We start from the raw sequence: 11,544 nt of genomic DNA on the forward strand, positions 1-11,544 counted from the left end.
ACTGCGTAACTCCGCAGCGTGAGGCTCAGCGGCCCGCCTGTCACATTCGCGCATCCCGCATCCACCCGCCGTCGCGCGCCCGAAGTCTCCACGGAGCCCATGCGCAATCAGCACAGGTCGGCTGCAAGCGCCTCCTCGGCCGCCGCCGCCGTCAGCCACTGCCCGGACCGCAGCCACGCCCGCTTGAGGTGCAGATGGACGTCTGCCTCCCAGGTGAAGCCCATTCCGCCGTGCACTTGAAGGCAGTCGCGCGCATTGCGGACCGCCGCGTCGTCGGCGAGCAGTTTGGCGCCCGCGATCTCGGCCCGGTCCGCGGTCACGGCCGCCGCGTAGACGGCGCTGCGAGCCAGCTCGGCGCGGACCAGCATCCCGGCGCACAGGTGTTTGACCGCCTGGAAGGACCCGATCGGCGAACCGAACTGTTCACGTTCACCGGCGTGTTGGACGGCCATCTCGGTCGTACGGGCGGCGCTGCCGAGCTGTTCGGCGGCGGCGAGCAGGGCGCCCTCGTCGCGCAGCCGCGCCCCGCCGGACAGGAGCTCGCCGGGCCCGACGGGACCCGTGACCCGCCACAGGGGCGTGAACGGGTCGAGCGACCGTACGGGCCTGGCGACCTCCCGTACGACATCCCGCAGCGCCCCGCCGGTCACGGCCCGCACCTCCCCCGGCTCCGGACCCGGCCCCGGGGTCCGGGCCGCCCCCGGCCCGAGTACGAGCAGGCCGTCCGCATCCCCCAGGTGCCCCACCGGCTGCCCCGCGTCCAGCACCGCGACCACCGTCTCGCCCTCCGCCGCCCCCTTCACCGCACCGGCGGCGAGATGGGTGGCGATCAGCGGTCCGGGCAACAGCGACCGCCCCGCCTCCTCGAAGAGGAGGACCGATTCGGCCAGCCCGAGCCCGACACCGCCTTCCGTCTCCGGCAGCCGCAGCGCGAAGAACCCGGCCTCGCCGAGCTCCCGCCACAGGGCCCGGTCGATGCCCGTGCCACCGTCGAGCGCCGCCCGCATCCGGTCCCTGCCGAAGCGCCCGGCGAGGAGTTCCCGTACCCCCGCCCGCAGGGCCCGCTGGTCGTCCGAGAGCTGGAAGTCCACAGTCCGCTCACCGCCCCTTCGGCAGGCCGAGGATCCGCTCGGCAACGATGTTCCGCTGGATCTGCGAGGTGCCCGCGGCGATGGTGTACGAGAGCGAGGAGAGCCGGTCCAGGGCCCACTCCCGGTCCAGATCGGCCGCGTCCGCGCCGAGCACCTCGGCGGCCGCCTCGTACAGCTCCTGGCGGGCGTGCGAGTAGCGCAGCTTGAAGACCGAGCCGCCGGTGCCCGGGACGCCCCCGCTGCTCTGCGCCTCGCTGACGTTCCACTGGGTGAGCCGCCACAGCGCCCGGAATTCGGCGTTCAGCCTGCCCAGCCTGCGACGTAGGACCGGGTCGTCCCAGCGGCCGTTCGCCCGTGCCTCGGCTGCCAGGGCGGCCAGGGTGCGGCGGCAGGCGACGACCTCGCCGACGAATGCCGTACCGCGTTCGAAGGAGAGGGTGACCATGGTGACCCGCCAGCCGTCGTTCTCCGCGCCGATGCGATGGGAGACCGGCACCCGCACCTCGTCGAGGAACATCTCGGCGAATTCGGTGGACCCGGCGAGCGTGCGCAGCGGGCGGACGGTGACTCCGGGAGCGTCCATCCTCATCGCGAGCCAGCTGATCCCGCGGTGCCTGGGCGCCGTCGGGTCCGTACGCACCAGCAGCTCGCACCAGTCGGCGACCTCCGCGTGCGAGGTCCAGATCTTCTGCCCGCTCACCACGTAGTGGTCGCCGTCGCGCACCGCACGGGTCCGCAGCGAGGCGAGGTCCGAGCCGGCCTCGGGCTCGGAGAACCCCTGGCACCAGATCTCTTCGCCGCGCAGCACCGGCGGCAGCCAGCGCGCCCGCTGTTCGGCCGTACCCTCGGCCGCGATCGTGGGCCCGGCGTGCAGCAGCCCGACGAAGTTCGCACCGACGTACGGGGCGCCCGCCTTCTCCGTCTCCTCCAGGAAGATCAGATGCTGGGTCGGGGTGGCGCCCTGCCCGCCCGCGTCGACGGGCCAGTGCAGGCCCGCGTAGCCCGCGTCGTACAGCATCCGCTGCCAGGCGGTGTCGTATGCGCGGCGCCCGGGCCAGTCGTCGGGGCCGGGCTTCGCGGGCAGTCCGGGCAGCACGGCGGCCAGCCACTCGCGCAGCCGCGCCCGGAACTCCTCCTCGGCCTCCGTGCACGCGAGATCCACCGCGCGCCTACTTGTCCAGGTCCAGATCGAGCATCCGGATCGCGTTTCCGCGCATCAGTTTGTAGACGGTCTCGTCATCCAGTCCCTTGACGTGGTCGAGGGCGACCTCCTTGGTGTGCGGGAAGGTCGAGTCGACGTGCGGGTAGTCGGTCTCGAAGGTGGCGTTGTCCCGTCCGACCACATCGAGCGAGGCGACGCCGTGCTTGTCGCGGAAGAAGCAGCAGAACATCTGCCGGTAGTAGTACGTGGACGGCGGCTCGGGAATCAGATCGCGCACCCCACCCCAGGCCCGGTGCTCCTCCCAGACGTCGTCGGCGCGCTCCAGGGCGTACGGGATCCAGCCCATCTGGCCCTCGCTGTAGGCGAGCTTCAGCCGTGGGAACCTCACCAGCACCCCGCTGAACAGGAAGTCCATCATCGAGGCCATGGCGTTGTTGAAGGAGAGACTGGCCTGCACGGCGGGCGGGGCGTCGGGCGAGGCGGCGGGCATCTGCGAGCTGGACCCGATGTGCATGTTGACGACCGTTCCGGTCTCCTGGCAGACCGCGAAGAACGGGTCCCAGTAGCCGGTGTGGATCGACGGCAGCCCGAGGTGGGTGGGGATCTCGGAGAAGGTCACCGCCCGCACCCCGCGCGCCGCGTTCCGCTTGATCTCCGCCACCGCCAGGTCGATGTCCCAGAGCGGGATGATGCAGAGCGGGATGAGCCGGCCGCCGCTGTCGCCGCACCACTCCTCCACCATCCAGTCGTTGTAGGCGCGGACGCACGCCACCGCTACTTCTTTGTCCTGCGCCTCGGCGAAGGTCTGGCCGCAGAAGCGTGGGAAGGTGGGGAAGCAGAGGCTCGCCTCGACATGGTTGAGGTCCATGTCCTTGAGGCGCTCGGCCGGGTCCCAGCAGCCGGGCCGCATCTCGGCGCGGGTGATCCCCTCCAGCGTCATGTCGTCGCGGTCGAAGCCGACGGCGGCGATGTTCCGCTTGTACGGGAATTTCAGGTCCTCGTAGATCCACCAGTCGGTCGGCGGCCCGTCCGGGTCCATCGTGATGACGTACTTGCCGCCCGTGTACGCCAGCTCCCCGATGCCCGCGGTGAGCGGCTGCGGGCCGCGCTCGCGGTACTTGGCGGGCAGCCAGGTCGAGAAGAGGTGCGGCGGCTCGATCACATGGTCGTCGACGCTGACGATCCGAGGCAGTTCCGCTGACGTCATGGTGTCCCCTTCGGCGCACACTGAAAGTATCTGATGGTTCGTCAGATTCAGTTTCGGCACAGGTTAGCCCCGCACCCCTGGACCGACAAGGCGCGGCGCTCTACGCTCTCGGCACGATCTGACTACCCGTCAGCTACGAGGGAGCGGGGAACGCAGTGAACGAGACCGCACACGCCCTGGGCGCATCGGGCACCTTCTGGGAACTCATCGAGCGCCGGGCCGCGCTGACCCCGGACCGCCCCGTCCTGATCCAGGACGACCGCACCCTCACCTTCGGCGAGCTGCACAGCCGCTGCGAGCGGGTCGCGGCCGGGCTGTGGGGGATGGGCGTGCGCCCCGGCAGCGTCGTCGCCTGGCAGCTGCCGACCCGTCTCGAAACGGCGCTGCTCTCCTTCGCCCTCACCCGCATCGGGGCCGTGCAGACGCCCGTCATCCCGTTCTACCGGGACCGCGAGGTGGGCTTCGCGCTGCGCGAGTCGAAGGCCGGCTTCTTCGCCGTCCCCGGCACCTGGCGCGGCTTCGACCACACGGCGATGGCGCACCGGCTGGCCGCGGAGGCGGAGCACCCGCCGCTGGTCTTCGAGGCGTACGCGTCACTGCCGGACGGCGACCCGTCCGTGCTGCCTCCGCCGCCCGCCGACGGGACGGCGGTGCGCTGGATCTACTGGACCTCGGGCACCACCTCCGATCCGAAGGGGGTCCTCCACACCGACCGCAGTCTGATCGCGGGCGGCGCCTGCCTGGCCCACGCGCTGCATCTGTCGGCCGACGACATCGGCTCGATGGCATTCCCGTTCGCCCACATCGCCGGGCCCGACTACACGGTGATGCTGTTGCTGTACGGCTTCCCGGCGGTCCTCTTCGAGCACTTCGCGATGCCGGACGCGCTGGAGGGCTACCGGCGCCACGGGGTGACGGTCGCGGGCGGGTCCACGGCGTTCTACTCGATGTTCCTGACCGAACAGCGCAAGGCCCCGGACCGGAAGCTGATCCCCACCCTGCGGCTGCTGGCGGGCGGCGGGGCGCCGAAGCCGCCGGAGATCTACCACGCGGTGGTACGGGAGATGGGCATCCAGCTCACCCACGGGTACGGCATGACCGAGGTCCCCATGATCACGATGGGCGCCCCCGACGACACGACGGAACACCTCGCCGAGACGGAGGGGCGCCCGCCCGAGGGCATGGAGATACGGATCACCGACGAGGACGGCAAGCCACTGCCGTACGGCACGGACGGCGAGGTACGGCTCCGCGGGGAGGCCGTCTGCAAGGGTTATCTGAACCCCGAGGCGTCAGCGGCGGCCTTCGACGCGGACGGGTTCCTGGTCACCGGCGACGTCGGCCATGTCGAGGCGAGCGGGCATCTGGTGCTCACCGGGCGGCTGAAGGACATCATCATCCGCAAGGGCGAGAACATCTCCGCCAAGGAGATAGAGGACCTGCTGCACCGGCACCCGGGCGTCGGGGACGTGGCGGTGATCGGGCTGCCGGACCCGGAGCGCGGCGAACGCGTCTGCGCCGTCGTGGAACAGCCGGCGGGCGCCGCCCCCCTGACCCTGCCGGAAATCACCGGCTACCTGCGGGCGGAGGGCCTCTCCGTGCACAAGCTGCCGGAACAGCTGGAGGTGGTGGCGGCGCTGCCGCGCAACGAGGCGCTGCGGAAGGTACTGAAGTACCGGCTGCGGGAGCGGTTCTCCGCCCCGGGCCCGCCCGGCGTTCGAGGGCATCTCATGGGCCCGTCCGGCGATTGAGGACGAATCGGCTCCCGTCCGGCCATTGAGGACGATCAGCTGCCGGACCGACCGGCTACGTGTTCGGCGCGATCACCGTGAAATAGGCGGCGAACGCCGCCACCGCCTCGTTCTCGCCGACCTTGCCGTCCTGGTCCGCGTCCAGGTTCCGCGCCGCGAAAGCCGCCGTCTCCGCGCTCGCGCCCAGCACCTTCAGTGCTCGCTCCACAGCGGGTACGGAGGCCGCGCCCTCGTTGTCCTGGTCCGCCACGGCGATCGCGGCGTGCAGGAAGGGGCGGGCGATCTCCGCGAAGCGCTCCGGGTTGTCGCGCAGCCGCTTCACGGCCCCGCCCACGAACTCCTCACGGGTGACGCGCTGGTCCCCGTCGACGTCGGCGATGCCCGCCATGCCCTGCCAGAAGGCCTCGGCCCCGGTGTAGAGCGCCTGGCCCTTGTCGCAGCGGGCCGTCGTACCGAACTCGGTGAGCAGACGGGCCGCGGCGGCACTGAAATCCGCGCGATCGATGTATCCGTTGCCGTCCTGGTCGAAGGCGGCGAAGCGGAAGGCGATCTTGCGCTCATACTCTGCGCTGTCCATGCGGGGAGCCTACGGCGCCGGCGGGCGTCACATGTCACTTACGCGCGCCACCGGTGTGACAACCTGGTCATGGACCGGCTTCACGCCGAGAGCGGCCGGGCCTCGTCGTCGACGGCCGTGTACCGATCGGGGTAGACGTCGAAGAGACGGCGTACACCGAGGGCGGCGAGCACCCGGTTGACGTGGGAACCCTCTTCCGCACCGCGGGCCGGCAGGATCAGCCGCAGCCGCCCCCCGCAGGAGCGCATCAGACGGCGGGCCGCGATCAGTACGCCGACGCCGCTGGAATCGCAGAACAGGACCTCGGAGAGGTCGAGCACCACATCGTGGCGGCCGACGGCGACCGCCTCATGGACGGACTGGCGCACGACGGGCGACGTCACCAGATCCAGTTCGCCTCGTATGCGCAGCACGGTCCAGTCGCCCTGCACGGTCTCGGCCACTTTCAGTGGCGTCCGGGAACGTTCCTGGGTGAGCCGGGGGGCGTGGGTGGTCGCGGCCGGTGGATGGTTTCCACGAGGGCAAGGATTCCTCACGCGACTGGGCCTCTCGTTGCGGGGATTCCGACGTTCCGGAAGTTTCCGTTCCTTCTCGCGGCTGCCCCCGCCGCAGCCCCATGAAACACCGAGCCGCCCGGCAGGACACAACCGGGGCCGTCGTCGATGGATGGCGCATTCCATATCACCCCGGGCCTCATCAGGGGCGTACTTGCCGTAAAGGGCGTGCATCGTCGGTGCCGCCGACTACATTCGATGTGACGAGGAGAACAGGGCTGGGGGTCGTATGCCGAAGAACGCACCGCCCCGCTGGGACCGCAAGATGCAGCAGCGGCTGGCGCGCGGTGAGGCGGCTGCTCTCGGCGAGCTCTACGACCGGTTCGCCTCGCTCGTGCACAGCCAGGCCCACCTGATGCTCGACGACGAGACCGCCGCCGATCTGGTGACCCGCGAGGTCTTCGGCTACGTGTGGGAGAACCCGGACGCGTACGACCCGAAGCAGGGCTCGATGCGGTCCTGGGTGGCCCGGCTGGCGCACCGCCAGTCCGTGCGGCGGCTGCGCGAGGGGGACAGCCTCCCGGGCGGCACGGACGAGGAGACCGGGGCCGCGGCCCGGGCCGATCTGGAGGAGCGGGTGCGCCGGGCCACGGCCGCGGCCCGCGCCGATTACATCGTGGCGTCCATGCCCGCCCCGCTGCGGGCCGCACTGGAGCTCGCGTACATCCAGCGCCGGGACTACCGGCAGACGGCGGCCGACCTCGGGGTCACCGAGGACGAGGCCCGCCGTCGGCTGCGGCTCGGGCTGCAGTTGCTCTCCACCGCGCACACCCGCCCTCTGGAGGAGTCGTCGCCGCCCGGATACGGACGGCCGCTGTGACCGGAGACGCCGACTCGAACGGACACGAGGGGGACGGACGCGACGACGAGGTGCGGGGCACGCCGCGCTTACCGGGACCCCGGGCCGCCGCGGACGACTTCGACCTCGATACCTTCCCCCTGCCGCCGCCCGTGCCCGCGACCGAGCCCGAGGAGCCGCGGCCGGCCCCGCAACCGACGACACCGGAACCGGAATCTGTCGTGGCACCACCGGACCCTTCGGACCCGCCCGCCGCACCGGCGCTGGTGCTGCCCCATCGCGTCCTCAAGGCCCTCCTCGGCGCCTGGGCCCTGGCCGCCTGCTCGGCGGAGGAGACCGAGGCCGTCGAGGCACACCTGACGGTGTGCGCCGCGTGTGCGGACGAGGCCCTGCGGCTGCGCGACGCGGTCGGCCTGCTGCAGGCCGACCGCAGCCTGGATCTCGATCCGGCGCTGCGTTCCCGGGTGATCGACACCTGTCTGAACCGCCGTCCGGCCAACATCCCGGTGCCGGACTGGGCCGCCCCGTACGACGCGGAGACCGCGCGGCTCGACGCGCTGCTGCGTGACATCGGCGGCTCGGAGTGGCACGCCCCGGTGCGGCTGAAGTGGTTCGAGGGCGAGCGGGCGGTCAATCGCAAGACGACGGTCGCGGGCGTCATCGGCCACCTCATGACCGTCGACGGGCTGGTCGGCACCGCCCTCGGCATCGACGTACCGCTCGGCGACGGCGCCGAGGGCCGGGGCGTCGACTGGCCGCTCGCGCCCGGCGCACGCACGGAGAAGTACTGGTCGGGAGCCCGGCGGCCACTCACCCGTACGATCCGCGAGCCATGGCGCGAGCAGAGCCACACCCTCATCCGTACGGTGTCCTTCGCCGGCCGCAAAGTCGCCGAACTCTCCGTCTCGTATGGGGACTTCGCCCTTCCGATGCACGACTCGCTGCTGGACCGGGCCTTCGAATGCTGGGTGCACGGCGGCGACATCGCGGATGCGGTGGACTATCCGTACGAGGCGCCGTCGGCCGCCCATCTCAACCGGATGATCGACCTGGCGAGCCGACTGCTTCCGGCGGCTCTTGCCGAGCGCCGCAGATCGGGGCTGGCCGGGCCGGCCCGCCAACTGGTGACGGCCGGTTCACCGGGCCGTTCGCTGCATCTGGAGGTCGAGGGCTCGGGCGGCGGCGACTGGTACATCCCGCTGGACTCCCCGGCCGCGGTCGGCTCGCCCGCGCACGCGGTGGCGCAAATCGCGCTGGACAGCGTCGAGTTCTGCCAGCTGGTGGCCGGGCATGTGCCGCCGGTGGAGGCCGCGGCCGGTCAGGAGGGCGACCGCGAGGCGATCCGCGACGTGCTGTTCGCGGCCGCGTCGCTGAGCCGGCTCTAGGGCGTGTCTCGAAAGTAGCGCCGTCCGCCCGGAGGGCGGGCCCCGCGGCGTCTGGTGCGTGCGATCGCAAGGCGCCGGAATGGTCTCGTAGCGGAGCTACTAGGGCATTTCGGCAACGCCGCGAGCGTGCGTGCCAGGCACCGCGGGGCAGGCGGGACTTTCGAAACACGCCCTAGGCCTGCCCGGCCCGCGTCCTACGAGAAGATCACCGTGCGGCGGCCGTTGAGCAGAATACGGCGCTCCGCGTGCCACTTCACCGCCCGCGCCAGCGCCTGACACTCCACATCGCGGCCGATGGCGACCAACTGGTCCGGCGTGACGCCGTGGCTCACCCGCTCGACCTCCTGCTCGATGATCGGCCCCTCGTCGAGGTCGGCCGTCACATAGTGCGCCGTCGCACCGATCAGCTTCACACCACGGGCGTGCGCCTGGTGGTACGGCTTCGCGCCCTTGAAGCTCGGCAGGAAGGAGTGGTGGATGTTGATGATCCGGCCGCTCAGCCGCTTGCACAGATCGTCCGAGAGAACCTGCATGTAGCGGGCGAGGACGACCAGTTCGACGTTCTCCTCGCGGACCAGATCCAGCAGCTCCGCCTCCGCGGCGGCCTTGTTCTCCTTGGTCACCGGGATGTGCCGGAAGGGAACGTCGTACGAGGCGACGAGCTCGGCGAAGTCCGTGTGGTTGGAGACGACGGCGGCGATCTCGATCGGCAGCGCCCCGATCCGGGAGCGGAACAGCAGGTCGTTGAGGCAGTGCCCGAACTTGCTGACCATCAGCACGACCCGCATCCGCTCCGAGGAGCGGTGGATCTGCCAGTCCATCCGGAAGGAGTCGCCGACCGCGGCGAAGCTGGCCCGCAGCTTCTCCACGGTCACCGGGCTGTACGCCGAGAAGTGGACACGCATGAAGAACAGACCCGTGTCGTGGTCGCCGAACTGCTGACTGTCCTCGATGTTGCAGCCGGTCATGAAGAGATAGCTCGACACGGCATGCACGATGCCCCGTTTGTCCGGGCAGGAGAGCGTGAGGACGTACTGCTCCGGGCTGGTCTCAGCAGGCTGCGGCGCGGTCATCCCCGTAGCGTGCCACACCGGACCGCCATCAGGCCGTCCTGGTCATGATGCGGAGCACATCCAGGGAACGCGGCGGGACGTCCGGGTCGTCGCCGTCGTTGGCGGCGAGCAGCACATGGGCCTCGCGGGCGGCCCGTACGGCCTCCGGCCAGCCGTGGTGCTCCAGATACGCCGACACGGGGGCGTCCGCGCCGACCTGGTGCATGATGCGCAGCACCCGGAGCACGGCAACGTCGACGAGGGCGGACTCGCCGGAGTCGCGGAAGATCGTCCCGACGTATTTCTCGGCGGACCAGTTGTCCAGCCAGGTGTCCTCGACCAGGCGGTACACGGCGTCGGTGACGTCGCCGTACCCTTCCTGGCCGGCCAGCCAGCACTCGTGGTGGAAGACGGGGTCGGAGAGCATGTGCAGCGCCGAGCGCACGTTGCTGCGCCAGCGCCACCAAGGCATGTCATTCAGCGGCATGCCGCCCATGGTGGAGGAGCGACGGCCGCGACGGGAAGTGTTCTCCGAACCTTGCTGCACGGTTGTCGATCGTACGTTCCCTTCCCGGCTCCCCGCACAGGCCCCCGTAATTCACCTGGATGTCACCGAGCGTTGCGCGGAACACACAGTGGCGTTACCCAATGGGCGGAAATGTTCGTACCCATGACCGGACGGCGACGCCTCACCTCCCCCCGCCCCTACAAGCTCCTCACGAGTACGGCGGCGGTCGGGGCGTTGCTGACCGGCTGCGGTGTGCTCCCTGGGGCCTCGGGGGACTCCAGGGAGCCTCTCACCGTCGTGACGTGGGCCCCGGGCGGCGCCACGGAACCGGATTCGGTGAACATGTCGGGCATGACCGCCATGGCGCGCACGTACGCCCGCTGGGCCAACAGCAGCGGCGGGCTCGACGGACACAAGCTGCGCGTCGTCACCTGCGACGAGAAGGACACCTCGATCGGCGCGGCAAACTGCGCCCGGCTGGCCGTCAAGGAGAAGGCGGTGGCGGTCGTCGGCTCGTACAGCCGGCACGGATCCTCGTTCATGGCGCCGCTGGAGAACGCCGGAATCCCCTACATCGGCGGCTACGGGGCCTCCACCGAAGAGTTCAGCAGTTACGTCTCCTACCCCGTCAACGGCGGCCAGCCGGCACTGCTCGCGGGCAACGCCCAGCAGCTCGCCCGCAGTTGCGAGCGGGTGTCCGTGGTACGGCCCGACACCCTGGCCGGCGACGGCCAGGCCTGGCTCCTCAAGACCGGACTCACCGAGGCCCGCCGGCCCGAGCCCGCCGACATCCGGGCGGCGGAGTCGGCCACTTCGTACGACGAGGCCGCCGGGCGGGCGCTCCAGGCGGCCGGGACGAGCGGCGGCTGTGTGACGAGCGTGCTCGGGGAGGGTACGGAAACGTTCTTCGACTCCTTCCGCCGGCTCGAACCGTCGTACGGGAACGTACGGATCTCGTCCGTCCTCGGCAGTGTCGGGCAGCCGCTGATCGACAGCACCGGCGGCCGGAACAGCCCGTTCGAGGGGGCGTACATCACCGGCTGGTACCCGGAATCGGGCGACGCCCGCTGGGACCTGATGCGGAAGGTGATCAGTAAGCACGCCTTCGGTGACAACCGGATCGACCCGGACGACACGGGCGTCCAGACCACCTGGATCGCGTACACCGCGCTGAACGAACTCGTGAAGGCGATCGACGCCCCGCAGATCACCGCCTGGAAGCTCACCTCCGCCCTCAACCACGGCACCCCGGTCGACACCGGCGGCCTCACGCCGGTGCTGCGCTGGGGCTTCAAGGACATGCTCGGATCGTCCGCGTATCCGCGCATCGTGAACAGCAGGGTGACGTTTCAGGTGGTGCGTGACGGGCGGCTCGTCGCGGACAAGAAGGGGTTCGTGGACGTGACGAAGACTCTGTCGGATGCGAGCGCGAAGGGGTGAGGTACCGGGGGCCATGCC

The 11,544-nt window shown here is 70.8% G+C and carries 11 protein-coding genes; 4 read left to right on the top strand and 7 right to left on the bottom strand.

Annotated elements, in window-relative coordinates; translation table 11 throughout:
- Positions 1–107: 107 nt before the first annotated feature.
- The 3 genes from OG953_RS18625 to OG953_RS18635 are packed head-to-tail and all read right to left on the bottom strand — an operon-like array spanning position 108 to position 3,460.
- On the bottom strand, positions 108–1,091 hold the full coding sequence (locus tag OG953_RS18625) for an acyl-CoA dehydrogenase family protein (protein ID WP_405685518.1): 984 nt from the start codon (positions 1,089–1,091) through the stop codon (positions 108–110).
- Between the two features lie 7 nt (positions 1,092–1,098).
- Entirely contained in the window at positions 1,099–2,253 is a 1,155-nt protein-coding gene (locus OG953_RS18630; RefSeq protein ID WP_405685519.1) for an acyl-CoA dehydrogenase, read from the bottom strand.
- A gap of 7 nt (positions 2,254–2,260) precedes the next feature.
- A complete protein-coding gene (locus tag OG953_RS18635; RefSeq protein ID WP_405685521.1) occupies positions 2,261–3,460 on the bottom strand; it encodes an amidohydrolase family protein in 1,200 nt (399 codons plus the stop codon).
- Between the two features lie 155 nt (positions 3,461–3,615).
- Here OG953_RS18635 and OG953_RS18640 point away from each other — a divergent pair, with 155 nt between their 5' ends.
- Positions 3,616–5,211, top strand: coding sequence for a class I adenylate-forming enzyme family protein (locus OG953_RS18640; protein ID WP_405685522.1), 1,596 nt, complete (start codon positions 3,616–3,618; stop codon positions 5,209–5,211).
- A 55-nt stretch (positions 5,212–5,266) separates the two neighbouring features.
- Here OG953_RS18640 and OG953_RS18645 read toward each other — a convergent pair whose 3' ends face one another.
- Both OG953_RS18645 and OG953_RS18650 read right to left on the bottom strand, forming a co-directional pair.
- On the bottom strand, positions 5,267–5,788 hold the full coding sequence (locus OG953_RS18645) for an EF-hand domain-containing protein (protein WP_405685524.1): 522 nt from the start codon (positions 5,786–5,788) through the stop codon (positions 5,267–5,269).
- 80 nt (positions 5,789–5,868) lie between these two features.
- Entirely contained in the window at positions 5,869–6,237 is a 369-nt protein-coding gene (locus OG953_RS18650; protein ID WP_405691912.1) for an STAS domain-containing protein, read from the bottom strand.
- A 334-nt stretch (positions 6,238–6,571) separates the two neighbouring features.
- Here OG953_RS18650 and OG953_RS18655 point away from each other — a divergent pair, with 334 nt between their 5' ends.
- Together OG953_RS18655 and OG953_RS18660 are read left to right on the top strand one after the other, a co-directional pair.
- Positions 6,572–7,162: an RNA polymerase sigma factor gene (locus OG953_RS18655; RefSeq protein WP_405685525.1), complete on the top strand. Its 591-nt coding sequence runs from the start codon at positions 6,572–6,574 to the stop codon at positions 7,160–7,162.
- Entirely contained in the window at positions 7,159–8,526 is a 1,368-nt protein-coding gene (locus OG953_RS18660; RefSeq protein WP_405685527.1) for a zf-HC2 domain-containing protein, read from the top strand. Before OG953_RS18655 ends, OG953_RS18660 begins: the two co-directional genes overlap by 4 nt.
- A 194-nt stretch (positions 8,527–8,720) precedes the next feature.
- Here the strand turns inward: OG953_RS18660 and purU are convergent, their stop codons facing one another.
- The gene (gene purU, locus OG953_RS18665) at positions 8,721–9,599 is read right to left on the bottom strand and encodes a formyltetrahydrofolate deformylase (RefSeq protein ID WP_405685529.1); all 879 of its coding nucleotides are present in this window, start codon (positions 9,597–9,599) and stop codon (positions 8,721–8,723) included.
- 28 nt (positions 9,600–9,627) lie between these two features.
- Positions 9,628–10,074: a hypothetical protein gene (locus OG953_RS18670; protein ID WP_405691914.1), complete on the bottom strand. Its 447-nt coding sequence runs from the start codon at positions 10,072–10,074 to the stop codon at positions 9,628–9,630.
- Positions 10,075–10,248: 174 nt separating this feature from the next.
- Between OG953_RS18670 and OG953_RS18675 the strand changes: the two genes are divergently transcribed.
- Entirely contained in the window at positions 10,249–11,526 is a 1,278-nt protein-coding gene (locus tag OG953_RS18675; protein ID WP_405685531.1) for an ABC transporter substrate-binding protein, read from the top strand.
- The last annotated feature ends 18 nt before the right edge of the window (positions 11,527–11,544 follow it).

Source organism: Streptomyces sp. NBC_00057 (assembly GCF_045041165.1).
Lineage (GTDB): Bacteria > Actinomycetota > Actinomycetes > Streptomycetales > Streptomycetaceae > Streptomyces.